This is a genomic window from Actinomadura meyerae, from assembly GCF_900188445.1.
In the GTDB taxonomy this organism is placed as follows: domain Bacteria; phylum Actinomycetota; class Actinomycetes; order Streptosporangiales; family Streptosporangiaceae; genus Spirillospora; species Spirillospora meyerae.
The window spans coordinates 1-24,885 of sequence record NZ_FZOR01000040.1; the positions used below are offsets into that span (position 1 = coordinate 1).

General features: G+C 70.9%; 27 protein-coding genes. 18 read left to right on the forward strand and 9 right to left on the reverse strand.

The genetic code is table 11. The features are described 5' to 3' along the window. Window positions 1-137 precede the first annotated feature (137 nt). The 3 genes from CHF16_RS30925 to CHF16_RS40550 form a co-directional block, all read right to left on the reverse strand. On the reverse strand, window positions 138-1,046 hold the full coding sequence (locus tag CHF16_RS30925; protein ID WP_089329696.1) for an alpha/beta hydrolase: 909 nt from the start codon (window positions 1,044-1,046) through the stop codon (window positions 138-140). Window positions 1,047-1,083: 37 nt separating this feature from the next. After that, a complete protein-coding gene (locus tag CHF16_RS30930; RefSeq protein WP_089329697.1) occupies window positions 1,084-1,716 on the reverse strand; it encodes a TetR/AcrR family transcriptional regulator in 633 nt (210 codons plus the stop codon). A 114-nt stretch (window positions 1,717-1,830) separates the two neighbouring features. Further along, window positions 1,831-1,998, reverse strand: a complete 168-nt coding sequence (locus CHF16_RS40550; RefSeq protein WP_179271780.1) for a hypothetical protein — start codon at window positions 1,996-1,998, stop codon at window positions 1,831-1,833. 161 nt (window positions 1,999-2,159) lie between these two features. Here CHF16_RS40550 and CHF16_RS30935 point away from each other — a divergent pair, with 161 nt between their 5' ends. Further along, entirely contained in the window at window positions 2,160-2,357 is a 198-nt protein-coding gene (locus tag CHF16_RS30935; protein ID WP_089329698.1) for a hypothetical protein, read from the forward strand. 24 nt (window positions 2,358-2,381) lie between these two features. Here the strand turns inward: CHF16_RS30935 and CHF16_RS30940 are convergent, their stop codons facing one another. Together CHF16_RS30940 and CHF16_RS30945 are read right to left on the reverse strand one after the other, a co-directional pair. Beyond that, window positions 2,382-2,720 (reverse strand): hypothetical protein, encoded by a 339-nt coding sequence (locus CHF16_RS30940; RefSeq protein ID WP_089329699.1) that lies wholly within the window; start codon window positions 2,718-2,720, stop codon window positions 2,382-2,384. A gap of 220 nt (window positions 2,721-2,940) precedes the next feature. Continuing rightward, the gene (locus tag CHF16_RS30945; RefSeq protein WP_179271781.1) at window positions 2,941-4,095 is read right to left on the reverse strand and encodes a hypothetical protein; all 1,155 of its coding nucleotides are present in this window, start codon (window positions 4,093-4,095) and stop codon (window positions 2,941-2,943) included. A 243-nt stretch (window positions 4,096-4,338) separates the two neighbouring features. On the opposite strand from CHF16_RS30945, the gene CHF16_RS30950 reads away from it, so the two are divergent. From CHF16_RS30950 to CHF16_RS30985, 8 genes are all read left to right on the forward strand, one after another. After that, the gene (locus tag CHF16_RS30950; protein ID WP_089329701.1) at window positions 4,339-4,536 is read left to right on the forward strand and encodes a hypothetical protein; all 198 of its coding nucleotides are present in this window, start codon (window positions 4,339-4,341) and stop codon (window positions 4,534-4,536) included. A gap of 308 nt (window positions 4,537-4,844) precedes the next feature. After that, window positions 4,845-6,509, forward strand: coding sequence for a sigma-70 family RNA polymerase sigma factor (locus tag CHF16_RS30955; RefSeq protein ID WP_089329702.1), 1,665 nt, complete (start codon window positions 4,845-4,847; stop codon window positions 6,507-6,509). A gap of 54 nt (window positions 6,510-6,563) precedes the next feature. Beyond that, on the forward strand, window positions 6,564-7,409 hold the full coding sequence (locus CHF16_RS30960) for an SMI1/KNR4 family protein (protein WP_143228181.1): 846 nt from the start codon (window positions 6,564-6,566) through the stop codon (window positions 7,407-7,409). Window positions 7,410-7,657: 248 nt separating this feature from the next. Then, a complete protein-coding gene (locus CHF16_RS30965; RefSeq protein ID WP_281259419.1) occupies window positions 7,658-8,458 on the forward strand; it encodes an SAM-dependent methyltransferase in 801 nt (266 codons plus the stop codon). Window positions 8,459-8,574: 116 nt separating this feature from the next. Further along, window positions 8,575-9,519, forward strand: coding sequence for an NAD-dependent epimerase/dehydratase family protein (locus CHF16_RS30970; protein WP_089329705.1), 945 nt, complete (start codon window positions 8,575-8,577; stop codon window positions 9,517-9,519). A gap of 5 nt (window positions 9,520-9,524) precedes the next feature. Then, a complete protein-coding gene (gene sigJ, locus CHF16_RS30975) occupies window positions 9,525-10,451 on the forward strand; it encodes an RNA polymerase sigma factor SigJ (protein WP_089329706.1) in 927 nt (308 codons plus the stop codon). A gap of 111 nt (window positions 10,452-10,562) precedes the next feature. Beyond that, window positions 10,563-10,946, forward strand: coding sequence for a DoxX family protein (locus CHF16_RS30980; RefSeq protein ID WP_089329707.1), 384 nt, complete (start codon window positions 10,563-10,565; stop codon window positions 10,944-10,946). Window positions 10,947-11,088: 142 nt separating this feature from the next. Then, complete coding sequence (locus CHF16_RS30985; protein ID WP_089329708.1) at window positions 11,089-11,694, forward strand: dihydrofolate reductase family protein; 606 nt, start codon at window positions 11,089-11,091, stop codon at window positions 11,692-11,694. Between the two features lie 30 nt (window positions 11,695-11,724). Here the strand turns inward: CHF16_RS30985 and CHF16_RS30990 are convergent, their stop codons facing one another. Continuing rightward, complete coding sequence (locus CHF16_RS30990; RefSeq protein ID WP_089329709.1) at window positions 11,725-12,492, reverse strand: hypothetical protein; 768 nt, start codon at window positions 12,490-12,492, stop codon at window positions 11,725-11,727. Between the two features lie 232 nt (window positions 12,493-12,724). Here CHF16_RS30990 and CHF16_RS41030 point away from each other — a divergent pair, with 232 nt between their 5' ends. Then, complete coding sequence (locus CHF16_RS41030; protein ID WP_218826926.1) at window positions 12,725-13,696, forward strand: hypothetical protein; 972 nt, start codon at window positions 12,725-12,727, stop codon at window positions 13,694-13,696. A 2-nt stretch (window positions 13,697-13,698) separates the two neighbouring features. Here the strand turns inward: CHF16_RS41030 and CHF16_RS31000 are convergent, their stop codons facing one another. From CHF16_RS31000 to CHF16_RS31010, 3 genes are all read right to left on the reverse strand, one after another. After that, a complete protein-coding gene (locus CHF16_RS31000; protein ID WP_089329710.1) occupies window positions 13,699-14,028 on the reverse strand; it encodes a hypothetical protein in 330 nt (109 codons plus the stop codon). Window positions 14,029-14,313: 285 nt separating this feature from the next. Continuing rightward, window positions 14,314-15,768, reverse strand: a complete 1,455-nt coding sequence (locus CHF16_RS31005; protein WP_089329711.1) for an aldehyde dehydrogenase (NADP(+)) — start codon at window positions 15,766-15,768, stop codon at window positions 14,314-14,316. 26 nt (window positions 15,769-15,794) lie between these two features. Continuing rightward, complete coding sequence (locus CHF16_RS31010; protein WP_089329712.1) at window positions 15,795-16,571, reverse strand: IclR family transcriptional regulator; 777 nt, start codon at window positions 16,569-16,571, stop codon at window positions 15,795-15,797. Between the two features lie 247 nt (window positions 16,572-16,818). On the opposite strand from CHF16_RS31010, the gene CHF16_RS31015 reads away from it, so the two are divergent. From CHF16_RS31015 to CHF16_RS31050, 8 genes are all read left to right on the forward strand, one after another. Further along, window positions 16,819-17,748 carry a hypothetical protein gene (locus CHF16_RS31015; protein ID WP_089329713.1) on the forward strand — a complete coding sequence of 310 codons (930 nt, stop codon included), beginning with the start codon at window positions 16,819-16,821 and terminating at the stop codon, window positions 17,746-17,748. After that, window positions 17,745-18,557 carry an enoyl-CoA hydratase/isomerase family protein gene (locus CHF16_RS31020; RefSeq protein ID WP_089329714.1) on the forward strand — a complete coding sequence of 271 codons (813 nt, stop codon included), beginning with the start codon at window positions 17,745-17,747 and terminating at the stop codon, window positions 18,555-18,557. Before CHF16_RS31015 ends, CHF16_RS31020 begins: the two co-directional genes overlap by 4 nt. A 27-nt stretch (window positions 18,558-18,584) precedes the next feature. Further along, entirely contained in the window at window positions 18,585-19,745 is a 1,161-nt protein-coding gene (locus CHF16_RS31025; protein ID WP_089329715.1) for an acyl-CoA dehydrogenase family protein, read from the forward strand. Between the two features lie 8 nt (window positions 19,746-19,753). After that, window positions 19,754-20,509, forward strand: coding sequence for an N-acyl homoserine lactonase family protein (locus tag CHF16_RS31030; RefSeq protein ID WP_089329716.1), 756 nt, complete (start codon window positions 19,754-19,756; stop codon window positions 20,507-20,509). Then, a complete protein-coding gene (locus CHF16_RS31035) occupies window positions 20,509-21,675 on the forward strand; it encodes a CaiB/BaiF CoA transferase family protein (protein ID WP_089329717.1) in 1,167 nt (388 codons plus the stop codon). Before CHF16_RS31030 ends, CHF16_RS31035 begins: the two co-directional genes overlap by 1 nt. Then, a complete protein-coding gene (locus CHF16_RS31040; RefSeq protein WP_218826927.1) occupies window positions 21,672-22,853 on the forward strand; it encodes a beta/alpha barrel domain-containing protein in 1,182 nt (393 codons plus the stop codon). The genes CHF16_RS31035 and CHF16_RS31040 overlap by 4 nt, the downstream gene beginning before the upstream one ends. After that, window positions 22,846-23,616 carry an SDR family oxidoreductase gene (locus tag CHF16_RS31045; RefSeq protein WP_089329718.1) on the forward strand — a complete coding sequence of 257 codons (771 nt, stop codon included), beginning with the start codon at window positions 22,846-22,848 and terminating at the stop codon, window positions 23,614-23,616. Before CHF16_RS31040 ends, CHF16_RS31045 begins: the two co-directional genes overlap by 8 nt. 92 nt (window positions 23,617-23,708) lie before the next feature. Continuing rightward, complete coding sequence (locus tag CHF16_RS31050) at window positions 23,709-24,809, forward strand: substrate-binding domain-containing protein (RefSeq protein WP_179271782.1); 1,101 nt, start codon at window positions 23,709-23,711, stop codon at window positions 24,807-24,809. The last annotated feature ends 76 nt before the right edge of the window (window positions 24,810-24,885 follow it).

Consider the following 24,885-nt stretch of genomic DNA (forward strand, 5'->3'; position numbering starts at 1 on the left):
ACCCGTTCTACTGGATCTCCGTTCTCATGTCCGGCCACCAGCCGAGAACCCTTGACACCTCCGGCGTCACCTTAACTTCCCGGCATTGGGGCTAGCCCCCGTGGTCCAGGCTGCTCGGCCGCCTGCCGGATCGCCGGTCAGGCGGCCCTCCGGGGACCGAGATGCTGGAGGAAGAACTCGGTCATGAGGGTGAGCGTGTTCTTGAACTCCTCGTTGTAGACCGCGAAGTGGCCGCCGGGCAGGGTGACGAGCTGCTTGGGGTGCAGGGCCCGTTCGTAGGCGGCGAAGGCCAGGTCGCTGTGCGTGAGGATGTCGTGCTGGGCGACGACGAGCATGAGCGGCGTGGGGGAGATGCGGGCGATGTAGTCGCCCGGCTCGTAGCCGGCGATCGCCTCCACCGACCGGAGCGTGACCTCGTTCCGCCACGTCGCCAGGCGCTCCGGCTCGATCGTCTGGTACCACTCGTAGGTCTCCCGGTCGGCCATCGCGGCGGGCTCCCCGGGTGTCGCGGTGACGAGGGGGATCATCGCCGGCGCCTCGCCGTTGAACCGGGCGATCCGGTCAGCGTCGAAGCTCCTGCGCACCTCGGCGAGCGCCTCGCTGGGGATGAACCGCGACAGGGTCGTCCCGCCGCTGATCACCGGCACCTGCGAGTAGACCGCCTTGACCCGCCGGTCGACGGCCCCGACGACGAGCACGTGCCCGCCCGAGAAGCTCGACCCGAACACCCCGATGCGCTCGGCGTCCACCTCGGGACGCGTGCACAGGAAGGTGATGGCGTCCCGGTACCCCTGGATCTGCGTCCAGGGGTCGACCTCCTGGCGGGGCTCGCCGTCGCTCGCGCCGAACGAGGCGTGGTCGTAAAGGACGACCGCCAGCCCGGCCGCGGCGAGTGCTTCGGCGATGTCGTCGGTGTACTGCTCCTTGACCGCCCCGAGCCCGTGGGTGACGACCACGGCCGGGTGCGGGCCGGAGCCGCCGTCGGGGGTGTAGAACCATCCGCGGAGGGTCGTCCCGGCCGAGACGAACTCGATGTCCTGGCGCATGTGCGGGTCCTTTCGCTGGTGCGGCGCGGGATGCCGCTTATGGGGGGCCGGGGGTGAAGCCCGGGGTGAAGACACCGCTGAGGGCGGCGACGTGCGCGGCCGCTGCGGCGCTCTCGGCGATCTCGTCGTCCACCGGCCCGCGGGCGACGAGCAGGCGGTAGTAGATGGGCGCGCCGACGGCGCTGATGACCGCGATGCCGTCGGTGCCGGGCGGCAGCTCGCCTCGCTCCACGGCCCGCTCGACGATCCGGGACGCGAGGCGGTTGCGCTCGGCGATCACCGTCGCCCAGGCGGTGGACGCCTCGGGGGACCGGACGGCGGCGGCCACGACGCCCTCGACGAGCGCCCGGGCCCTGGGCTGCCGGTAGAGGGCGGCGATCTCCAGCGCGAGCGCCCGGAGGTCGTCCCGCAGCGAACCGGTGTCCGGTATCGGGATCTCGCTCTTGCCCAGTTCGCCCAGCAGGTCGACGACGAGGCCCTCGACGGTCCGCCAGCGCCGGTACAGCGTGGCCAGATGCACGCCCGAACGCTCGGCCACCTGCTCCAGGGTGAGCCCGGCGTACCCGGCGGCTTCCAGCTCGTCCCGTGCCGCGGCCAGCACCGCCGCACGCGTGCGCGCCGTCCGGCCGCCGGGCCGTACGGCCCCGGTCGCGCGCGGCTTCGCGTCCATACGGCGCCCCTCTCTGTGAGACCCGCCACAAGTTAACACGAAAATTTTTGCATTAACAGCCACCGCAGGCCGCTGCTCCCGGCATGGCCGAGGCTGGTCATCCATGGGCAACGGCTATCCGAACGTCATGCCCATCCGGCAGAACCCGGACGGCCGGGTCTGGTTCGACACCGAAAGAAAGATCATCTTCTCGGGCACCGTGGGCGCCGGAATGGCCCTCGGGCAGAAGGACCGCATCGCGGCGACGGTGGGGCCGGACGGATCCGGCCCGCCGACGATCATCGGCAATTTCTTCAACGAGGGCATGGAGGTCGTCGACGATCTCGTGGTGCTCGGCAACACGACGCGGCACGCGCCCGCGCTGTGCTGGTGGGTCAGAGAGCTCTTCACCCAGCGAATACGAGCCGGACCTCGCGTGGCGGCCCGCGCCCAACCGGCTGTACATGGCGTGGACCGGGGAAGGCGAGGGCGAACTGAACGTCATGTACTGCCAGGGAGGGAGCTGGGTGGACCCGCCGCCGTACATCCCGGTCTTCGACCGTGCCACCAAGCGCACGCTCTCCACCAGGTTCTGGGACAGGTACTGGATCGCCTACACCGGCGAAGACGAGCACCTTTACCTCGCCAGAGTGGCCCCGTAGGGCGCGAATGCCGCGCGGCGGTGTTCAGGCGGGCAGGGCGTCTCCGGGGAAGCCGTGGCAGGGATGGACATCGCAGCGCATCATCCCGGCTCGGACGCAGGGGTCTTCCGCCATGATCTCGGCGGCCTCCTCGGCCGGCACGGTCATGATCGCGATGCCCGCCACGGTGTCGGAGGCGACCGGGCAGAGAATGGCGATCACCCCGTCGGCGCGCAGCGACACCATGCGCCGCTGGTGCTCGAGCTCTATGGCGTCCGCGCCGTCCATGGTCCGCTCCGGGGTCCATTGAAGGATCGCCAGGCTGAACGCTTTAGCGGTCGAAGCCAGCGCCTGAATCTGCTCGTCGGTCACCGTCGTGGTCACGATTCTCCCCAAGTGTGGACGCGCCGCAGGTCACATTCCTGTGGATCCTGAAGATACTCGAATCCGCGGTACGACCCCGAGCGCGATACGTATACCTCTGCTCACTCGCCATCGAATTGCCAGTGAACCGATGCCAAAGGCGGCAGAGGCCGTGGGGATGTGGCGTGGGCGACCTCCCGGGGGAGATCGCCCAGACGCGATTCACTAGGGTCGGCGGTGCTTACCCCTGACGGAAGATCGCTCCGTCGGACGAGGACTCGTCAGCGGGTCGTAGCTGGCCCACGCCCCACAGGGTGGTGGTCCGCGGAACCAGGGCCAGGCCGTCGACGTAGGCGGTACGGTCCCCGGCCTGGACGGCCGAGCTCGTCCACGTGCCGTCGGACGAGCGGTGCATCAGCACGGGCGTGTCGCGGCCCGACTCCCGGGGGGCGCCGTCTCCGGAGATCCACAGCCCGCCGCGGCCGTCGGACGCGGCGACCCGCGGCTGCCAGTTCCCCGGCGCGTCCACCTTCTGCCAGCGCTCGCCGTCCCAGCGCGCGACCACCGGAAGGGGCGTCGCACCGAGGTCGTCGCTGCGCCACACCGTCCCCGTCACCCAGACCTCCGTGGCCGACACCGCGACCACGTCCGTCAGGAAGACCTGCTGGGAGGGCTCCCCCTCGCCGCCCCAGATGTCGTCGGGCAACGCGTCGCCGGTCGGTACCCGGGTCCAGGCCGTGCCGTCGTAATGCGCGACCACCTTGAAGCTGTTCGAGGAGTCGTTGCCGATGGCCCAGATGTCGCGGGGTGACACAGCGCCGGCCCGCTCGAGGCTGTACGGCAACCGCACCTCGGTCCACCGGCGGCCGTTGAAGTACCAGGTGCCCACGCCGGCGTCGCGGCGGTTGTCGCTGAAGACCCATGCCTTGTCGCGGCCCACCGCGGTCACGCCGCTGACGACGCCGGTGTCCCATCGGTGCGCGACCACCCATGCGCGGCCGTTCCAGCGCAGCGCGTACGAGCCCCTGGAAGCGCTGTCGCTGTCGCCGACCGCCCAGACGTTGGACGCGGAGGTGGCACTGGCTTCCCGCACGTCTCCGGGAAGCCCGGCGGGCACTGCCGCGTCCCGCCAGGTCCTGCCGTTCCAGTGCTGTGCCATGACCTGGTCGTGCAGGTCGTTGCCGGCGAACGCCCAGGCGTTGCGCGGGCCGGCGGCCGTGACCGCCGACATCGTGTCGTACTGGGCGAAGTCGGAGGTCTTCACCACCTGCCAGGGCTGCGGCTGTGCGGCTTGCGCCTGAGGTGCCGCTCCCACGAACAGGAGTGCCAGTGCTAACGCCGGCACGGCCATGAGGTGGCGGAGCTTGGAGATGGACGTGACGCATGAATCCCGCATCATTCCCCCGATCGGGAAAGGTCGAAGTCGTTACATATAGGACACTTCGCTCGTTCTGTCGGTGGCAGTGGGTACCGGAAACGGTCACCGCGTCAACCACCCGCCCTGATCGTCCGTCCGGCCATTTTTTTCGCGCGGGGAGGGGGAGATCCGGGCTCGGGTCCACCACTTGTACGGCGACCGGCTCTCCCGGCCCGGGGGACCGGTTCGGTCAAACGAGACACAGGAAGGCCTGGCACGGACATGAGCAGTGACCTGGACCGCCACCTCGACCGGGTGCGCAGGAGCATGGACGACTACGACCGGCAGCGGCGCAGCCGGCAGCGCTCCGACGACCTGCGGCGCCACTGGGAGGAGAACGGCTACCCCGGCGTCGGCGAGATCGTCATCTGCCTGATCATCTTCTTCACCCTGGTCGCGATCCTCCAGTCGCACCACTGACCCACCTCACCCGCACCGGCCGCACTCGTCTCCGCGCGGTCCGGTGATCTCGTCGGGTCCGCCCGCGCCCGCGCGGGCGGACCCGCCCTTGTCCTGTGGAGCCGGCGTTGGGGCCGGTCGGTGAAAGGGGGAGCTGTGGAACTGGAGGCAGGAGCCCGTCATGGACGGCCGGCGGTTGCCCACGCGAGGCGTCCGGCCCATGTGGCTCGCCAGGACGGCAACGATGCCGGAATCGGTCACCCTGTGTCGCAGCACATGCGCGATGTGTCAGAGTGCGGGCACGGGCGGACCGGGCACGGGGCGGTGGCATGAGCGGACTGACGCGGGCGGACGACGACCAGTCGCGCGAGGAGGGGTGGCGTCGCGACCGGGACCTGGTCGTCGCGTACCAGGCCACCCGGGGACGATCGAAGCGAGAGCGGGACCGGGCGTTCGAGGCGATCGTGGACCGGTTCGGGCCGGCCGTGCTGAGCTTCTGCGCGGCCAGGCTCGACTCGGATCCCGACGCCGCCCAGCAAGCGGCCGCGGACACGCTCTTCGACGCCTACACCTCGCTGTACACCCTCAAAGAACCCCGTGCCGCCGTGAGCTTCCTGCGGCAGATCGCCCACCGGAAGGTCATCGCGTGCTACAAGAAGGCCGCCCAGCACTGCCGGGAACGCCCGACCGCGGAGTTCGGGGAGCACCTCGAGCACGACCACGCGCGCGACAGCTTGAGTCAGCCCGAGCCGGACGTCGGGTTCACCGCCCGCAGGGAAGACCTCAAGCGCCTGCTCGATGAACTGGTGCGGACACTGCCCCCGTCGGAGCAGCGCACCTACGACCTGGCGATCAGGCGGAACCTGACGGCCGCAGAGATCGCGCGGGAGCTGGGCATCCCCACGCCCACGGCGTCCCGGCGACTCCACAAGCATCGCAAGAGCCTGCTCGAAGCACTGGGCATCACCATGCTGATCCGGGCCGGAAAGGGATGCGACGCCTTCAAGAAGATCGACGGCATCGCCGATTTCCGCGGGAGGATCCCTCCGCCTGCCCTTCGGCGGAAGGCGGCGCCGCATTTCCTCGGCTGCGACGAATGCCGGCGGCAGTGCAGAGAATGCGTCTTCTCGTGGACGCCCGGACTGGTCCCGTTCCTGTTCGCGCCGGCCCTCCAGCGCGAGGTGATGGAGCGGATCGAACTGGTGGCCCACACCCAGACCCTCGACACCGGTGGCTTCGGCCAAGGAGGCGGCCGGGGCCCATCATCCGGGCCGGGGCGGGAGCGCGCGAAGTGGGGTCCCGTCGTGGCGGTGCTCCTCGTGGGCGCGTTGCTGGGCGGTGTGCTGGCGCTCGGCGGGGCGTCCCGCCGAGCCGAGACCGGCACGCTGGTCAAGGAACCGTCCGGCGCCAAGCCATCAGTCATGTCGGATGGTCCCGGACGAGCGGACGCCCCTTCCCCGAGAGCCGGGAATAGGCGCCCCAGCGGCGCCAAGGGCGGCGGCGCTCCCCGGCGGGAAGGCGACGGCGGCCAGAGGACCACCATGGGCAGCACCCCCGGCGGTAAGGAAGCCGGTGGACGGGACGGCGGGCACCGCGCCCGGCAGGGGCGCCCCGGCGGGGCAGACGACGGCGCGGATGAAGGCAAGCCGGGCGACGAGCCGGAAGGACCCGGCGTCACCGGTCCGTCCGTGAAGCCCGAGCCGCCGGCCGAACACCCGGTGGGGGTCCTCATCAAGTACGGGTCCGACCCGCTGGTGGCCGACTACGGCGTAGGCGTCACGGTGGCCGGTGCGCCCGCACCGCGCTGCAAAGGGATCACCCAATGCATCTACAACGTCCCCCACGGGGCCACGGTCGAGGTCACCCTGCCTGGGAACGGCAAGACCCTTTCCTGGGGCAGCAAGGTGCCGTGCGAGCCATGGCAGACCACCTGCGTCTTCACCGTCACCGCACCGGTGGCAGTGCCCCTCAGGCTGCAGTACGAGCCCGGCTGACCCTGATGGTCCGTCTGCCCCGGCCGCCGGGTGCCGCCGTTAGTGTCTGCGATCATGACGGACCTCGAACGGCTGCTGGCGCTCGTCCCGCCGCCCGCGGCGCCGGTGGACGCCGATGCCGACTGGACGCAGGTGGAGGATGGGCTCGGGCTGGCCCTGCCCCGCGAGTTCACCGAGATCGCCCGGCTGTACGGGCGCGGCACGTTCTGCGACGAGTTCTCCTGCCACACCCCGGAGCAGATGCTCGAAGAGAACCCCGGTCGGCTGGAGGACCTGCGCTTCATGCTCCAGGAGACCGTCGGCGAGTGCCCGCATCCCGTCCACCCCGAGCCCGGAGGACTGGTGCTGTGGGGATCGGACTCGATCGGCGGGACGCTGTGCTGGCTGACCGAGCCCGCAGGCTCTCCGGACCGCTGGAAGACCGTCTACTGGACGCGCGACGACGAGTTCGAATACCTCGAAGGCGGTGTGGCGGCCGTCCTCACCGGGCTCGTCGGCACCGTGGTGGCGAAGAAGAGGGAAGACGGTCCGGACGTCGACGGCCCCTGGTTCGACCCCTATCGCAGGGACGTCCACGTGTACCTGCGACTGGACGAGGCAGCAGGCGCACCGCCCTACGAGGAACGACTCCGCGTCCTGCGCCGCAGCCTGGCACCGACCAGCGCCCGGGGCGGTTTCCTGGGCGCGGACGGCGCGAGGCAGGATCACTTCGCCACGGCCGACGGCGAATGGACGCTGACCTACGAGACGGCCTATGGGCATCAGATCCGGGTGGCCTACCCGCCAGGTGCGGACGCCCGCGTACGCACCGCCTTGCTCGCCGCGATCGATGCCATGGGCTGCCGCGTGGAGGGCGTCCTCCCGGTGCACGGCACCGCGCACTGGCCCGAACTGGACTGACCTCGCCTCGGGTGTCCGTGCCGAGACCGCTGGTGCCCGAGGGTTCACCGTGAAGCCAGGTGATTCTTGTCACATCGCCAACTGGCCCTCCGGTGCACCCGGCGCATCTGCCCTCATGAGGGCCGCCCGGCGACGTCCGCGCGCGGGCACGACGCATATTTCCGGTTACAAAAGAACCGGCTGGAGCGTCCGTATGTGGTTCGCTTTCCTTGGACTGAAAAGGTGGGCGTGTGAGTACTGACGAGCAGGTGCCTTCGGGGATCGACCCGAGTGTTCCGAGCGTGGCACGGATGTACGACTACTACCTGGGCGGCAAGGACAACTTCCTCGCCGACCGGGAGGCGGCGGACAAGGTCATCGCCATCAGCCGGGAGGTCGGCAACGACGTCCGGCTGGCCGCCCGCGCGAACCGCGGCTTCCTCGGCCGCGCCATGGAGATGATGACCGGCCTCGGCATGCGGCAGTACCTCGACATCGGCACCGGGCTGCCCACCCAGGAGAACGTCCACCAGGTCGTCCTGCGCAGCGCTCCCGACGCTCAGGTCGTCTACGTCGACAACGACCCGATCGTGCTCGTCCACGCGCGGGCGCTGCTCGCCGACAACCCGCAGACCCTGGTTCTGGAGGGCGACCTGCGCGACCCGGACGCTCTGCTCGCCGACCCCGCGCTGCGCGCCCGGATCGACTTCGGCCAGCCCGTCGTCCTGATCCTGTGCGCGATCCTGCAGTTCATCTCCGACGACGCGGAGGCCCAGCGGATCGTCGGCCGGTTGTGCGAGAGCCTGCCGTCCGGCAGCCACCTGGTCATCTCGCACGTCTTCCCGGGGGAGGGACACGACGACGAGCTGGCGGAGGTCGACGGCGTCTACAGCCGCACCTCGGCGGGGAACTTCACCCTGCGCAGCCGCGCACAGATCACTTCGCTGTTCGCGGGGGCCGAGCTGCTGCCTCCCGGCCTGGCTCCCGTCGAGGACTGGAAGCCCGGCGCCACGGGCTCCTTCGACTTCACCAGGGCCACCTACCTCGGCGGGGTCGCCCGCGTCCGCTGACCCGGGTCCTGCCTCGGCCGTCCTCCAGGCGACCTGGGCCGTGTGATCTGGGTTACTGCCGTTCATGTTCGGCGGAACCGTTTCGTCCTTGTTGGTGAGCGACGAACGGAGACGTCATGAAAATTCTCATCGCCGGAGCGTCCGGCGCGATCGGCGGCAGGCTCGTATCCCAGCTCGTGGAGGGCGGGCACGAGGTCGTCGGCACGACCCGCTCACCGGCCAAGACCGGCATGCTGCGCGCGCTGGGCGCCGAGCCGGTCGTCGTGGACGCGCTCGACCCCGACGCGGTGGCCGACATGGTGGCCAAGGCCGAGCCCGAGGTGATCGTCCACCAGCTCACCGCGCTGGGCGGCGAGACCAGCATGCGGAATGTGAAGCGGATGGCGGCCGCCACCAACCGGCTCCGCACCGAGGGCACCGACCACCTGCTGTCCGCCGCGCGCGCGGTCGGTGTCCGGACGTTCGTGGCGCAGAGCAACGCCATGTGGATGGAACGCACCGGCGGGCCCGTCGCCGACGAGAGCGGCCGGATCGAGCCGCATCCGCCTGCGGACGCCGCGCCGGCGGTGGCCGCGCTGCGCCACCTGGAGGACGCCGTCACCGGCATCACCTGGGCCGATGGCATCGTGCTCCGTTACGGTGCCTTCTATGGTCCCGGGACCGCTCTCAGCGCCGCGCCGGACGCGGTCATGACCCGGCAGATCCGCAAGCGGAGGTTCCCGATCGTCGGGGGCGGCGGCGGGGTGTGGTCGCTGGTGCACATCGCCGACGCCGCGTCCGCCACGGTCGCGGCCGTCGAGCGCGGCCGGCCCGGGATCTACCATGTCGCCGACGACGACCCGGTGCCGCTGCGCGACTGGCTGCCCCACCTCGCCCGGACGCTCGGCGCCGGACCGCCGCGCGGCGTCCCGGCCTGGCTGGTCCGGCCGCTGGCCGGCGCGGGCGCGGTGGACATGATGACCCGGGCCCGCGGTATCTCCACCGGGAAGACCAAGCGCGAGCTGGACTGGGAGCCCCGGTTCCCGAGCTGGCGCACCGGTTTCACCGACGGATTGAGCTGACCGGCATGTCCACCTCGCAGTTGTACGGCGAACTGCGGCCGCGGGCCTTCGCCATCGCCTACCAGATGCTCGGCAGCGTCAGTGAAGCCGAGGACGTGGTCCAGGAGGCGTTCCTGCGGCTGCACCAGACCCGGCGGGGAGGCGAAGCGATCGCCTCGCCGCGGGCCTACATCGCCACCCTGGTCACCCGGCTCGCCATCGACCAGCTTCGCTCGGCCAGGGTGCGGCGGGAGGCGTATGTCGGCGAGTGGCTGCCGGAACCGCTGGCCGGCGATCCGTCGCCCGGCGAGCACGCCGAGACCGCCGACTCGCTGTCGCTCGCCGTCCTGGTGCTGCTGGAGAGCCTGACCCCGCGGCAGCGGGCCGCGTTCCTGCTGCGCGAGGTGTTCCAGTACCCGTATCCGGAGGTCGCCGAGATCGTCGGCACGGACGTGGACACCACGCGGCACCTGGTCGCGCGGGCCCGCGAACACCTCCGGCGGCGCCGACCGCGCTACCACGCCACCCGGCGGCAGCAGCGGCGACTGGCCGGACGCTTCTTCGCCGCCGTCGAGGAGGGCGACCTGCGGGCGCTCGAAGAGCTGCTGGCGCAGGACGTGGCCATGCACGGAGACGGCGGAGGCCGAGTGCCCGCGCTCGGGCGGCCGCTCAACGGGCGGCGGCCGGTGGCGCGCGTCCTGGCGGCGACGGCGCCCCTGCTCCGGCGGGCGGGCGGCGTGCGCTTCCACCTCACCAAGGTCAACGGCCAGCCGGGCGCTCAGGTGTTCGACTCGCACGACCTGCTGGTCGCAGTGATCGGGCTGGAGGTCGCCGACGGGCACGTCCAGGAGATCCACTCCGTCGTCAACCCCGACAAGCTGCGGCACTTCGGCCGGGTCGGCAACCTCGGCGACCTGGTGCAGGCCGGTCCAGGCCCGGCCGACGGCGCCTGAACCACCTTTTCCCACTGGCCACCCGCGACCAATGGAGCGGCCCGCGGGCGGCAGCACGCAACCACGAGCGATGCCTCGGCGCGCTCAAGATCACTATTGGAGATGTCCCTCATGAACCTCGCACTATGGATCGGCGCCGGACTCCTGGCCGTGGTGGCCCTGGCCGGCGGCGTCATCAAGGCGTCCACGCCACGGGAGAAGCTGGCCGCATCCCCCGGTGGGGCATGGACCCAGGACGTCGGCGCCGGTTCCGTCAAGGCGCTCGGCGTCCTGGAGATCCTGGCCGCAGCGGGCCTGATCCTGCCGGCCGTGGTCGACGTCGCACCTGTTCTGGTGCCGGTGACCGCCCTGTGCTGGGTCCTGCTGATGGTCGGCGCGGCGATCGTGCACGGCCGCCGCAGCGAGTTCCAGTTCGCCGCACTGAACCTGATCTACCTCGTACTCGCGGCGTTCATCGCCTGGGGCCGCTTCGGTCCCGAGTCCTTCACCGGCTGACCGGCCGGGGCGCCCTCGAGCCGGCGGGCGCACCGCCGCAGAGGTCCTGGGACGATCACAAGAACACCGTCGGCTGAGGCACCGATGAGTTCGCGGCTCCCGGCTGGTCCAAGCTCGTGACGCCCAAGGAAAGGACACCGCCATGTCGGAGCTTCTCGTCGACTTCATCACGTCCCTCGACGGCTACGCGTCGGGAGAGGGATGGCCCGGGTTCTGGGGGCTCGAGGGCCCGGAGTACCTCGCGTGGCTCGGAGAGCAGCCCGAGGTCACGTACCTGATGGGAGCGAACACCTACCGCCTGATGTCGGGCTTCGCCGCAGGTGAGGTCCCGGCCGGCCAGGACGAGTTCAGGCCCGAGGAAGAGGAGAGCGTCGGCGAGCTCACGCGGGCTTCCAAGGTGGTGTTCTCCTCTTCGCTCGAGGAGCCGCTGGCGTGGGCCAACTCCACCCTCGTCCGCGACGACGCCGTCGAGGCGGTCCGCGCCATGAAGTCGAGCGGCTCGGGGCTCCTCAGCACGATCGGCAGCCTCAGCCTGTCCCGCTCCCTGCTGCGAGCCGGACTCGTCGACCGCTTCCGGGTCGTGATGTTCCCGGTGATCACCGGGGCGACGGGCGAGGAGCGCATCTACGACGGCTATCCGGACGTCGCCCTCGAGATGACCGATCACCGCACCTTCGACGGCCGCATCCAGCTGGTCGAGTACAAGCCCCGCGTGCTCGAGCACCCGCCGCTCGGCGCTCCCGCCTGACGCCGCCGGTCCGGACGGCCGCCGGCCGCGCTACCCCATGATGGCCGCGTCGACCTGGGTGGAGTACTCCTTCACGACCCGGTCGCCGTCGTAGACCTTGACGGTCACATCGACCACCCCACCACCGGGTGTGGGGACGTCGGTGCCGTCACCGCTTCTCCTGAGCACGAAGAAGCGATCGGTCACCGGAGCCTGCACCGAGCGGCCGTCCGAACCCGTGAAGGTGATGCGCGTGCCACCCGGCGCGACCCGTCCGGCGATGTGCAGCTCCCAGCCCCTCCCGGAGGCGGGATCGTCGAAGCGCAGATCACCGCTGCCCGTGTGGTCGTAGATCACGCGGTCGGGGGCCATCGTCAAGGGAACGCCCCAGACACCGGCGGACTGGTTGGGAGCTCGGTCGTTCCGCGACGGCTTGCCGGACCGGTCGAGCGCGCACAGCCGGTGCGCCGTGCCGCTGCCGAGCCAGACCGTCCGACCACGGGCGTCGCGAGCGGACTCGGCCAGAACCCGGAAGTCGGAAACGGCCGTCCCCGGCCCCGACACCCGCTGAGGGTTCACCGGATCGCCGTCGACCGGTGCCTGGACGAGAGGGTCGCCGACCATGCAGGCGCGAACCAGGGCAAGCTGTGCGGGGCTGTTGCGCGGCAGCACCCGTGCCCCTGCCTTGCGCTCGGCCACCGCCTCCGTCGGCCCGGACGAATCAGCCGAAACCAGCAGCAGCGCCGTCACGGCACCGGCCGCGGCCAGGGTCCCCGCCCCGATCAGGACGGTCTGGCCAAGCCACCCGATGTTCCCCACTGCTGCCCTTTCCTCGCGGCCACAGGGCAGGATCCTCCCGTCCGCCGACCACCACCACAACCCCGAACGAACCGTCCTGCGGAAACGACACCTCACCCGCTAGAGGGAACGGCCTCGCCCTGCCGGGCGAGGCATCGCCGCCGCGGTCGGTGCGATGTTCAACCGCATGACGGGTTCGAGACACGGGATGAGGGCGTCCCGGCTGACATGGTGGCGGCGATGGCCTCGATGGGTGGGCCCGGCAGCGATGGCCTGGGCCGTGGTGTACGCCGCCTTCGGGTTGGCGTGTGCCCTCAGCCGGACCCCGCTGCTCTACCGCGGCGACACCCCGGCGCCTCCCGCGCTGGGCTGGGCGGTCGTAGCGGTGGGCTCTCTCGCGCTGCCGGCTTGTGCCGCAGCGGGGCGGTACGGGCTACGGCCAACGCTCCGCGTGTGGCTGTGGGCGGTCTGCGGGCTGGCCGTGACAGCCGCGTTCGGCCTGCTGATGGACACCATCACGCTGGTGTTCGGCCAGGGAGTGGACAGCGCGGTGGCCGCCGCGAACCACGGCCTTGCCGCCATCGGGGCGCTCCTGCTGGCGGCCACGGCCCGCTCCGACCGCCGTCCGGCCACCGCCTCCGAACTCGCCCCGCCCGCCGCGGTCTCCGTCCCGGTGCCTTCAGCCGCCTCCCGCACGACCCACCTCGCCGCCTGCGCCGGGACGGCGGCGTTCCTCCCCTACGCGGTGATGAAGCTGATCTGGGCGTCCGGCGGTACCTTCGCCGGGACGACCGGAGAGGAGATCATCGCGATCTCCGAGCGCAACGGCGCCTCGGGCCTCTGGCTCACCTTGGAGTCGTGGGGACTCGACGGCACCGCGCTGTTGGCCGCGCTCGGCGTCCTCCTGCTTTGGGGGCTGGTCCGCCCATGGGGCCAGGTCTTCCCGCGCTGGGTGCCGCTGCTGCACGGCCGCCGTGTTCCGCGCTGGCTCCCTCTGACCCCGGCCCTGCTCGGCGCCGCCACTCTCGCCCCGTACGGGGTGGTCGGGATCGGTTACCTCACTCTGGCCACGGCCGGCATCGTCACAGTGCCACGCGGGGACTTCCACACCACGGGTGACGCGCTGCTGGTCGGCTGCATCGGCATGGTCGCCTTCGCCGTGTACGGGATCGCGCTGACCGTCACCGCCCGCTCCTACTGGCGCCGAACCCGCCCCTCGCCCTAGTGTTACTCGGTCCACTCACCTGTGATCGCCCAACGCTGGACGCGCCCCACATAACGGAGAGCGCGCTTGAAGCCGGGCACACCGATGGCCACGGTCAGGGCCCCGAACGCGAGCATGTACGGCGCCCGATCCTGTCCGGCGCGTCTCTCCCGCACGAGGTCGCCGTAGTCACGGGGACCGTGACCGGTGAAGCACATGTACGGGCCGTCCGGGTCCATGACCTTGCCGCCGCACTTGATCGGCCGGCCGGCCACATAAAGGTCATGGACACCGATGAACACCATCACCGCCCCGCACCCGATCAGCAGGAAGAAGAACGCGGACAGCAGCAACGCCGCGATCGCCCGCGGGCGACCCCCGGGAGGTGGAGGCGGACGCGTCATGATCAGCCTCCCCGGTCACCAAGCTCGATGATCGGCATGCTATTACCTCGCCCGCCCGAGATCTCCGCTGATGGTCATGTTCTACCGTTCGGCGGATGAGCACCGAGGATTCGATTCGGTCGGGGCTCGACCACAGCGAATCGTCGGTGCGGACAAGGCCCTGGATGTGCCCGGCATGGATACGTCCGTCGATGGGCTCGCCTTTGGGGGCCCAGCGCGCGGATATCGGTGTCGCTACGGGGTGCGGAGTTCGGGCGGTAGCAGAGGCTCCGGCAGGTTCTGGTAGCTGACGGGTCGGACGAATCGTTCGATCGACGCGGTGCCGACAGAGGTGTCGCGGGGGGCGGTGGAGGCGGGCCAGGGACCGCCGTGCTGCATGGAGGGGGAGACCGCGACGCCTGTCGGGTAGCCGTTCCAGATGACGCGGCCGGCGACACCGGCGGCGAGCTCCACCAGAGCCGGGGCGTCGGGATCCCGGTCCTCGCCCTGGATCGTGGCCGTCAGCGTGCCGCCGAGGTGGTCGAGCAGTTCGTCCACCTCGGCGAGGGTGGCGTATTCGAGCACGATGCCGACGGGCCCGAAGATCTCGTCGAGAACGCCCGGGGCCTGCAGAGCGGCGGCGACGGTGGTGCGGACGACCACGGGGGACGCGCTGAAGCCGGTCGAGGCGTCCGCCGCGGAGGAGGCGACGAGGGTGGTGTGTTCGGTGAGCCGCTCCACACCGGAACCGAAACGCCGGTGTGTCGGCTCGTTCAGCAGGACGGCGGCGGGGCTGGAGCCGACCGCCGTACCAATCGCCTCGATGACGGGGGCGGCGCCGTCCGCCGGCACCAGGAGCAGGCCCGGCTTGGTGCAGAACTGGCCGCCGCCCAGCGTCACGGACGCGACCCAGTCGGCGCCGATGCCCGCGCCCCGGGCACGTGCGGCGGCCGGGGTGACGACGACGGGGTTGAGGCTGCCCAGCTCGCCGTAGAAGGGGATGGGGTCGGGACGCGCGCAGGCGAGGTCGAACAAGGCCCGCCCGCCTTGCAGGGAACCGGTGAAGGCGACGGCGGCGATCGCCCGGTGCTGGACGAGCCGCGCGCCCGTTTCGACTCCGCTGACGGCGGCGAACGTCCCGGCGGGAGCGCCCGCCCTGTCGAGGGCGTCGGTGAGCGCCGAGGCGACCGCCGCGGAGAGCGCCGGGTGGGACGGGTGGACCTTCACCACCACCGGGCATCCGGCGGCGATCGCCGCGGCCGTGTCACCGCCCGGGACGCTGAACGCGAAGGGGAAGTTGCTGGCCGCGAACACCGCGATGGGGCCGAGCGGTACGACCGAGCGGCGCAGGTCGGGCAGCGGCCCCATCGGGCTGTCGGTCGGCGGGCTGATCGTCGCGCGGTGGTGGTCGCCGGAGAGGATCGCTTCGGCGAGGAAGCGCAGCTGGAAGGCGGTCCGGGTGAGCTCGCCGTTGAGCCGCGGCTCGCCGAGGGCCGTTTCGGCGTCGGCGAGCGCCACCAGATCGGAGCGGCGTTCCTCCAGCGCGGCGGCCATGTGCTCCAGCATGTCGGCGCGCTCCCGCGTCGTCTTGCGGCGCATGGAGGTGGCCGCCTTGGCGGCCGCCGCGCAGATGGCGTCGAGCTCATCGGCGGTGGTGTCGGGCCAGGAGGCGCCGAAGGGCTGCGCCGTACGCGGGTCGATCGAGTGCATGTGTTCCTCCGTGGTGCGATGAACGTTCAGGGCCGGCCGGGGGCCTGGTAGCCGAGGCGGCGGGAGTAGGAGGAGGCGGCGCCGACGACCAGCGCCGCCCATTGCTCGCGCGACTTGGCCGTCCAGCGCGGTTCGGGCACCGAGACGCTGATGGCGGCGACCGTGTCGCCCGTGTGGTCGCGGACGGGTGCGCCGGCGCAGCAGACGTCGACGTTGGATTCGCACTCCTCGATCGAGTAGCCGTGGCCGCGGATGAGTTCGAGCTCCTTCTCCAGCGCCTGCACGCTGGAGATCGTCTTGTCGGTGAGGCGTGCCAGCTCGGAGCCGGGCGGGTACCGTTCGCGGAGCTCGTCCGCGCTCAGCTGCGCGAGGAGCGCCTTGCCGATCGCCGTGCAGTGCGCCGGCAGCCGGGCGCCGACGGCCGAGACCATGCGCACCTTCTGGCGGCTCTCGGCCCTGGCGATGTAGACGACGTCGGTGCCGTCCAGGACGGCGACGTGCGAGGTCTCGTTGACCTGCTCGGACAGGGCGTCGGCCGCCGCGCGCCCCAGGGTCACGAAGTCGAGGCGGTCGGCGAAGGCGCTGCCGAGCTGGAAGGTGCGCACGCCGAGCGAGTAGCGCGCCGGCTCGTCGGCGGACTTGGTGACGTAGCCGCGCGCGACGAGCGTGTTGAGGAGTTCGAACACGGTCGTGCGCGGGAAGCCGAGCTCGTCGGTCAGCTCGCGCAGGGTCGGCTGGTCCTCGCGCATCAGGAGTTCCAGTACGTCGAGGGCCCGTGTCACCGCGGTGTTCAGTCGGGGCATGGCGTCTCCTTCGGCTCCTCGCTGCAGCCGCTGGGGGGGCGGATTGCCTGGTCGTCCGCACCTTGGTCTGTCTTGACCTCGGCTCGGCGCAGTGCTTAATGTAGCCCAAGTTCGAGATATCAACCAGCAGTTCGAAATATCGAATCGCCCCCCAGGTGGTCATCGCCCGGGCGGCCCCGCGGTCCATCCGTACCGGCGGCGGCCCCCGGTGTCTCTCCCCGGGGTCTCCCGCGCTCGAAAGGTCGCCATGGCTGTACACAACCCGCCGGTCGGACTTGACACCGGATCCTCACCCTCTCAGTCAAGAGCGCTCCCGTTCGAGGACGGGGGGCTGTTCCGCATCGAGATCCCCTCCGTCGAAGGTCCCGACGCGCTGGACGCCGTCCTCGAAGAGGCGGAACGGCTCAACGTGACGGTCCACCGGATCAGCCAGGGCAGCGGCGTCGCGATGCTGAGCGACGCCGAGATCCGCGCCATGGTGGACAGGACCCGGGCGGCGCGCATCGAGTTGTGCCTCTTCCTCGGCCCGCGCGGGACGTGGGACATCGGCGCCGGCACCCGTACGCCCTCCGGTGGCGCGGGCCCGCGGGTGCGCGGCGAGGCGCAGCTGCGCTACAGCCTGGAGGACGCCGCCCGCGTGGTCGAGCTCGGCGTTCGCTGCCTGCTCGTCGCCGACGAAGGCGTGCTCTGGGAACTGCACAAGGCCCGGCTCTCCGGTGACCTGCCCGGTGACGTGAAGCTGAAGCTGTCCGCGCTCGCCGGCCCGGCGAACCCCGCGTCGTTCGCGGTCATCGAGATGCTCGGCGCCGACTCCATCAACGTGCCCGGAGACCTTCCCGTCGCCGACCTCGCCGCCATGCGCAGGGCGAGCGCGACGCCCATCGACATCTACATCGAGTCGCCGGACGCCCTCGGCGGGTACGTCCGCCAGCACGAGGCGCCCGCGTTCATCGACCACGTGGCGCCCGTCTACCTCAAGTTCGGGCTGCGCAACGCCCCGGAGATGTACCCGAGCGGCGAGCACACCCGCGCACTCAGCATCTCCTCCTCCCGCGAGCGGGTGCGCCGCGCCGCGCTGATGCTCGAACACCTCGACCGCATCGGCTACCTCAAGCACATGTCGCCGGCCGGCGCGCCGGTGACCACCTCGCTGCGCCGCTTCGCGGAGCCCGCATGAGCGAGACCGGGAGCGAGACCGTGAGCGAGAGCGGCGCGGGGCTGCGCTACGAGGTCCGCGAGCACGTCGCCTACCTCACCCTGAACCGCCCCGAGCGCCGGAACGCGCTGAGCACCGGGCTGATCTCGGACCTGCTGGACGCCTTCGACCGGGTGACCGGCGACGACGACGTCTGGCTGGTCGTGCTCACCGGCGCGGGCGAGAAGGCGTTCTGCGCGGGCGGCGATCTCAAGGAGTTCGACGAGATGGCCGCGGCCGGACGGCAGATCCCCGTCCCGATGCGGGGCGTGCAGCGCAACGTCTACGAGGCGCTGCTCGAAGTGCCCAAGCCGACCATCGCCGTGCTCAACGGCCCCGCCGTCGCCGGCGGTTTCGAGCTCGCGCTGGCCTGCGACCTGCGCGTCGCCGCCGACCACGTCGTCGTCGGCATGCCGGAGGCCAAGATCGGCATGGGGGCCAACTTCGCGACCGTCGTGCTGCCCCGCATGGTGCCCCGGGCGATCGCGTTCGAACTGCTCTACACCGGCCGGTACATCGACGCCGTCCGCGCGCGGGAACTGGGCCTGATCAACCACATCTTCCCGCGCGACCGGCTGGCCGAGGAGGCCGAGGCCTTCGTCCGCGAGATCGCCGGGAACGCCCCGCTCAGCCTGCGCCGCTACAAGGAGATGCTCGGCAAGGGGTGGGAGCTTCCCGTCGCGTCGGCCCTGCGGCTCAACGCCGGGCCCAACCCCTATCTCTCCGAAGACCGCGCCGAAGGCATCCGCGCGCGCCTTGAGAAGCGCCCACCCCGGTGGCGCGGACGCTGAGTTTCTGAGATTCGAGGAGAACTCCCCATGCATTACCAGCTCACCGACGAACAGGCGAGCATCCGGGACGCGGTCGCCGACCTGTGCCGCAACTTCCCGCAGGAGTACTGGACCGAGAAGGACCAGAAGCTGGAGTACCCCGAGGAGTTCGTCGACGCCCTGGGCGAGGCGGGCTGGCTGTCGGTGCTGATCCCCGAGGAGTACGGCGGGGGCGGCGGCACGGTCACCGACGCCGCGATCGTCCTGGAGACCATCAGCCGCTCCGGCGGCACCGGCGTCCCGGCGCACGCGCAGATGTACACGATGGGCACGATCCTGCGGCACGGCAACGAGGAGCAGAAGAAGCGGCTGCTCCCCGAGATCGCCGCGAACCGGCTGCGGCTGCAGGCGTTCGGCATCACCGAACCCGACGCCGGCACCGACACGACGCGGATCCGCACCTTCGCCGAGCGCGACGGGGACACCTACGTCGTCAACGGCGGCAAGATCTGGACGTCCCGCTTCCAGCACTCGGACTACATGCTGCTGCTGGTGCGGACCACCCGCTACGAGGACGTCGAGAAGAAGACCGACGGCCTGACAGTCCTTCTGGTGGACCTGCGGGAGGCGGGCGACTCCATCGTTGCGCGGCCCATCCGCACGATGACCGCGCACGAGACCAACGAGCTGACGATCACCGACCTGCGCGTCCCGGTCGCCAACCGCATCGGCGAGCAGGGACGCGGCTTCCGCTACATCCTGTCCGGCCTGAACGTGGAGCGGATCCTGGTCGCGTCCGAGGTGATCGGGGACGGCTTCTGGTTCATCGACCGCGCCACGCAGTACGCCAGGGAGCGCGAGGTCTTCGGCCGTCCGATCGGGCAGAACCAGGGCGTCCAGTTCCCGCTGGCGCAGGCGTACGCCAACCTCGAGGCGGCCAGCCTGATGCGCTTCAAGGCCGCGGCGATGTTCGACGACGGGCTCAACCCCGGCTTCGAGGCCAACGCCGCCAAGCTGCTCGGGTCGAAGGCGAACTGGGAGGCCGCCAACGCGGCGATGGACACCTTCGGCGGCTTCGGCCTCGCCGAGGAGTACGGCATCGAACGCAAGTTCCGCGAGGCCCGCCTGCCCGTCGTGGCGCCCATCAACAACAACCTCGTCCTGGCCTACATCGGGCACCAGGTCCTCGGAATGCCGAAGTCGTACTGAGGCCGCTGATGTCACTACGAATCCACGCACTGCCCGTCGGGGTCCTGCACAATTTCCCCACCGCCGCGCTGACCTACCAGCGCGGCTGGGGACAGGTGCAGGACGTCCCGCAGATCATGTTCGTCATCACCGGCGGCCCGCGCCCGGTCGTGGTCGACACCGGGACGCCCGACGCCGGGTTCGTCCGCGAGCACCACGGCTACGACTTCGAGCGGCCGGACGACCAGCATCCGCGCGCCGTGCTCGACCGGATCGGCGTCGACCCGCTCGACGTGGAACTGGTGATCAACACCCACCTGCACTGGGACCACTGCGGCAACAACGCCCTGTTCGCCAACGCCCGGTTCGTCGTCCAGAAGGCGGAACTGGAGTACGCGCGGAACCCGCTGGAGCCCACTCGCGTCGCCTTCGAGAACACCAACGTGATCGATCCGCCGTGGATGCCGGTCGAGGACCGCATCGACGCCGTCGACGGGGACGCCGACGTCGCGCCCGGCCTGTCGGTGGTGCGGCTGCCCGGCCACACGCCCGGTTCGCAGGGCGTGCTGGTCGACACCGGTGCCGGTGGCCGCTTCCTGATCGCCGGTGACTGCGTGAACCTCTACCGCAACTGGGAGGGCGACGGGACGCTGCGCCACATCGTCGGCGGGTCGCTCATGGACCTGCGCGCCCACCTCGACAGCTTCACCAGGATCGAGGGGCTGGGCGCCGAGGTGATCCCGTCGCACGACCCCCTGGTTCTCGAACGCGGGGTGTTCGGCTGATGCGCGGATCACTGGACGGAGTGCGGGTCGTCGACCTGACCACCAGCGTCGCCGGGCCGTTCGCGACGATGGTGCTCGGCGATCTGGGCGCCGACGTGGTGAAGATCGAGCGTCCGGGGACGGGCGACGACACCCGGCACTGGGGGCCGCCCACCTGGGACGGGCAGAGCTGCCACTTCAACGCGCTGAACCGCAACAAGCGCAGCGTGACGCTCGACCTGTCGTCCCCGGAGGGCATCGCGGATCTGCGCGCGCTCGCCGCCACCGCGGACGTGCTGGTGGAGAACCTGCGTCCGGGCTCGCTCGAACGCAAGGGCCTCGGGTACGAGGCGCTCCGCGCGGACAATCCGCGGCTCGTCTACTGCAGCATCACCGGTTACGGCCCGTCCGGGCCCCTGCGTCAGAAGCCGGCCTACGACCCGCTGATGCAGGCGTTCTCCGGGCTGATGGGCATGGTCGGCGCCCCGGGCAGCGAACCGGCCCGCATCCCGGTGTCGATCCTGGACCAGGGCTCGGCGATGTGGGCGGTGATCGGCGTCCTGGACGCGCTGCGCTCGCGCGAGCGCAGCGGTAGCGGCTCCCACGTGCAGACCAGCCTGCTCGGCACCGCGCTGATGTGGCAGCCCGTCCAGGTCGCCAACTACCTGGCGGCCGGTGAGCTGCCCCAGCGGCTCGGCTCCGGGACGATCGGAATCTACCCCTACGGCGCGTTCCCGACCGCCGACCGCGACATCGTCATCGCGGCGGGGAACCAGCGGCTCTGGGTCGCGCTCTGTGAAGCCATCGGGCGCCCGGAACTGCCGCAGGACGCGCGTTTCGCCTCCAACCCGGCACGGGTGAGCGAGCGCGCGACGCTCGGCGCGATCCTGTCCGACCATCTCAGGGGCGAGGGGAGCGACACCTGGCTGGCCAAGCTCGAGGACGCCGGTGTCCCGTGCTCACCGATCAACACCCTCGACACGGTCCTCGCGCACGAGCAGGTGGAGCGCATCGGGGCCGTCCCGCCGATCCCGCACCCGCAGATCGACGGCTATCGCGCCGTCGTCACGCCCCTGGCGGACGAGAACGGGCCGATCACCGAGCTGCGCCCCGCACCGGATCTGGGGGAGCACACCGACGAGGTGCTCGCCGAGATCCGCGGGACGGCGAACGGGGCGCGGCCGTGACCGACGCCAAGGGCCTGCACGCCATGCCCGCCCCACGGGCGGATCTGCCGCGCGTCGCCCTCCTTGAGGAGGGAATGCGCGAGGGGCTGCAGATCGAGGACAGCGCGATTCCGGTCGAGGAGAAGGTGCGGCTGCTCGACTCGCTGTCGCAGACCGGCCTGCGGAACATCGTCGTCGGGAGCTTCGTCAGTCCCAAGTGGACGCCGCAAATGGCCGGCATCGACGAACTCGTCCAGTCGTTCACCCCTGCCGAAGGCGTCATCTATACGGCGCTCGCGCTCAACCAGCGCGGCGTGGAATGGCGAGCGGCGTACATTCCCGAGCGGCTGTCCCTCGTGGAATCGCGCCCGGCGACCAGGGCGCATCTCTGCGACGTGTTCGCGCAGCGCAACACCAACCGCACGCAGGAACAGGAGATCGCCTCCTGGCCCGGCATCATCGCGGCGGCCGTCGAAGCCGGGCAGACCGAGGCGGAGATCGGAGTGGGGGCCGCCTGGGGCTCCAACTGGGTCGGTGCCTTCAGCCACGCCCAGCGCATGGAGATGCTGCGACGCCAGCACGACCTGTGGACGGAAGCGGGCGTCACCGTCCGCAAGGTCTTCTTCGCCGACCCCATGGGCTGGAACGTTCCCTGGCAGCTGGAGGAGGACCTCACCGAGATCCGCCGAAGGTGGCCCGAGGTGCGCGACATCCACCTTCACCTGCATGACACGCGCGGCATGGCGGGGATCTCCCTCTACACCGCGCTGCGCTGCCTCGACGAGACGTTCACGGTCACCACCGACACCAGCATCGGCGGCATGGCCGGCTGCCCGTACTGCGGCAACGGCAGGGCCGCGACGCTTTTCCCGACCGAGGACTTCGTCGTCATGCTGGACGCGCTCGGCTACGACACCGGGGTCGACATCGACCGCCTCATCGACACCGTCGCGCTGGCCGAGGAGATCGTCGGCCACCGGCTCTACGGGCACGTCTCCAAAGCCGGCCCGCGGGTCTCGGACGCGGCGCTCTACCCCATGGACCTGCCCTTCATCGAAACCCTGGAGCAGGCCCAGCATTTCCGATCCGGGCCGGCGGTCCACCGGGGAGCGCTCTCGCCCTGGAAGAACCCCATCAGGTCGTGGCAGCGGCCTGAGACCGATTCCGACAAAGAAACAGAGGAACAAAGCCATGACTAACCCGTCCTCGGTGAACCCCGCCGCCTTCGAGGGAAAGAACGTCATCGTCACCGGTGCCGCGTCCGGTTTCGGCACGGCGATCGCCGAGCAGTTCGCCGCGGGCGGCGCCAACGTCGTGGTGGCCGACATCAACGCCGAAGGCGCCGCGGCCGTGGCCGGCCGGCTCCCCCGCGCGCTGCCCTTCACGGTGGACGTCGCGGAGCCGGACCAGATCAAGGCCCTGATCGACTTCACCGTCGCGGAGTTCGGCTCGATCGACGTGCTGGCCAACAACGCGGGCGCACCGCACCGCATCTGCCACGCCCTCGACATCGACATCGAGACCTGGGACCGGCAGTTCGCCATCAACGCGCGCAGCGTCTTCGCCGCGACGAAGTACGCGGTGCCGCACATGCCCGACGGCGGCGTGATCGTGAACACCGCGTCGATCAGCGCGATCCGCCCCCGGCCCGGCCGCCTCGCCTACAACGCCAGCAAGGGCGCCGTCGAGACCCTCACCCGCGCCCTCGCCACCGAGCTGGCGCCGCGCATCCGCGTCAACGCCGTCAACCCGGTGGCGTCCCCGACCGGGTTCGTCAAGCTCGCCACCGGCGCGGCGGAGATGACCCCCGAGGATGAGGCCGCGATCGTCGCGGGCATCCCGATGGGCCGCCAGGCCGTCCCCGCCGACGTCGCCGCGGCCGTGACGTTCCTGGCCAGCCCCGCCGCCGAGTTCCTGACCGGCGTCTGCCTCGACGTCGACGGCGGCCGGAGCATCCAGTAGCCGCGCCCCCCCGCCACCCCGGGGACCATCCCCACCCCACCCGAAAGGAAGTTCACATGGTCAACAGTCGCTGGGCGAGAGGAGGTGCCGCCGTGGCCGGGCTCGCTCTCGCGTCCGCCCTCACGGCCGCGTGCGGCAACTCGGGGGCAGTGCAGAACAAGACCACCGTGGCTGAGCAGAACAAGACCCCGCAGGGGCGCGAGGGCCGCCCGAGCCTGTCGCAGTTCTGCGGCGAGAAGAACGCGAAGGTGGCCTACGTCGTCGGCTTCGGCGACAACTCCTGGCGCAAGGTGGCCCTCGCCGAGGTCCAGGACGAGGCCGAGAAGTGCGGCAACGTCACCGTCAAGTACTTCGACGCCAACAACGACCAGAACCAGTACATCTCGATGATCAACTCGGCGACCGCCCAGGGGTTCGACGCGATCATCACCTACGACGACTTCGGCAAGGCGGCCGTCCCGGCGCTGCGCAAGGCGTTCGAGAGCGGCGTCACGGTCGTCCCCTTCGAGGCCGACCCCGGCGGCACCGCCGGGACCGACTACACCGGATTCGTCGACCTCGCCCTGGCCAAGGAGACCCAGGCCTGGGGCGAGTTCCTGAGCCGGGCGCTGCCGAAGGGCGGCAAGCTCGCCTACCTCGGCGGCACGGCGGGCAACCCGCTCAGCGCCAAATACTGGAAGGACTTCCAGGCGGTGCTGGCCGAGAACCCGGCGCTGAAGATGCAGGGCAGCGGGCCGATCACCACCAACTGGGACCCCGCCGAGTCGCAGAAGGTCGTCAGCGGCACCTTCGCCCAGTACCCGGACACCTCCGCGCTCATCGCCGACTACCTCGGCGGCACCGGGCCCGGCATCGTGCGCTCCTACCAGAACGCGCGCAAGCCGCTGCCGCCCGTCGCCGGCGGCTCGTCCACCAACGAGCTCGTCTGCATGTGGCGGGACCTGCACGAGAAGAACCCGGACTTCCAGCTGTTCTCGTCCGACGGCGACGTGTCCATCGGCCGCGTCGCGCTGCGCCACGCGGTCGCGGCGGTCCAGGGCGTCGAGAACGGCGAGAGCTGGGTCTTCGAGCGGGCGGTCGGGATCGACACGACCAAGGACATCATCCCGGCCTGCGACGACAAGCTGCCGCAGGACGCCCCTCTCGCGTCGACGTTCGACGCGACCCGGCTCGCGGAGATCTTCGCGAAGTAGCAGCCGCACCGCCGTTCTCCGGGAGGCGCCCCGCTCCCCGGAGGACGGCGGTCCCGGAGTACGGCGGTCCCCGGAC

What these genes read in the sequence shown, in the direction of transcription:
- CHF16_RS30925 (WP_089329696.1), bottom strand. Translation starts at nt 1,046, where the DNA reads ATGCGCCAGGACATCGAGTTCGTCTCGGCCGGGACGACCCTCCGCGGA.
- CHF16_RS30930 (WP_089329697.1), bottom strand. Translation starts at nt 1,716, where the DNA reads ATGGACGCGAAGCCGCGCGCGACCGGGGCCGTACGGCCCGGCGGCCGG.
- CHF16_RS40550 (WP_179271780.1), bottom strand. Translation starts at nt 1,998, where the DNA reads ATGATCGTCGGCGGGCCGGATCCGTCCGGCCCCACCGTCGCCGCGATG.
- CHF16_RS30935 (WP_089329698.1), top strand. Translation starts at nt 2,160, where the DNA reads ATGGCGTGGACCGGGGAAGGCGAGGGCGAACTGAACGTCATGTACTGC.
- CHF16_RS30945 (WP_179271781.1), bottom strand. Translation starts at nt 4,095, where the DNA reads ATGCGGGATTCATGCGTCACGTCCATCTCCAAGCTCCGCCACCTCATG.
- CHF16_RS30950 (WP_089329701.1), top strand. Translation starts at nt 4,339, where the DNA reads ATGAGCAGTGACCTGGACCGCCACCTCGACCGGGTGCGCAGGAGCATG.
- CHF16_RS30955 (WP_089329702.1), top strand. Translation starts at nt 4,845, where the DNA reads ATGAGCGGACTGACGCGGGCGGACGACGACCAGTCGCGCGAGGAGGGG.
- CHF16_RS30960 (WP_143228181.1), top strand. Translation starts at nt 6,564, where the DNA reads ATGACGGACCTCGAACGGCTGCTGGCGCTCGTCCCGCCGCCCGCGGCG.
- CHF16_RS30970 (WP_089329705.1), top strand. Translation starts at nt 8,575, where the DNA reads ATGAAAATTCTCATCGCCGGAGCGTCCGGCGCGATCGGCGGCAGGCTC.
- sigJ (WP_089329706.1), top strand. Translation starts at nt 9,525, where the DNA reads ATGTCCACCTCGCAGTTGTACGGCGAACTGCGGCCGCGGGCCTTCGCC.
- CHF16_RS30980 (WP_089329707.1), top strand. Translation starts at nt 10,563, where the DNA reads ATGAACCTCGCACTATGGATCGGCGCCGGACTCCTGGCCGTGGTGGCC.
- CHF16_RS30985 (WP_089329708.1), top strand. Translation starts at nt 11,089, where the DNA reads ATGTCGGAGCTTCTCGTCGACTTCATCACGTCCCTCGACGGCTACGCG.
- CHF16_RS31005 (WP_089329711.1), bottom strand. Translation starts at nt 15,768, where the DNA reads ATGCACTCGATCGACCCGCGTACGGCGCAGCCCTTCGGCGCCTCCTGG.
- CHF16_RS31010 (WP_089329712.1), bottom strand. Translation starts at nt 16,571, where the DNA reads ATGCCCCGACTGAACACCGCGGTGACACGGGCCCTCGACGTACTGGAA.
- CHF16_RS31015 (WP_089329713.1), top strand. Translation starts at nt 16,819, where the DNA reads ATGGCTGTACACAACCCGCCGGTCGGACTTGACACCGGATCCTCACCC.
- CHF16_RS31020 (WP_089329714.1), top strand. Translation starts at nt 17,745, where the DNA reads ATGAGCGAGACCGGGAGCGAGACCGTGAGCGAGAGCGGCGCGGGGCTG.
- CHF16_RS31025 (WP_089329715.1), top strand. Translation starts at nt 18,585, where the DNA reads ATGCATTACCAGCTCACCGACGAACAGGCGAGCATCCGGGACGCGGTC.
- CHF16_RS31030 (WP_089329716.1), top strand. Translation starts at nt 19,754, where the DNA reads ATGTCACTACGAATCCACGCACTGCCCGTCGGGGTCCTGCACAATTTC.
- CHF16_RS31035 (WP_089329717.1), top strand. Translation starts at nt 20,509, where the DNA reads ATGCGCGGATCACTGGACGGAGTGCGGGTCGTCGACCTGACCACCAGC.
- CHF16_RS31045 (WP_089329718.1), top strand. Translation starts at nt 22,846, where the DNA reads ATGACTAACCCGTCCTCGGTGAACCCCGCCGCCTTCGAGGGAAAGAAC.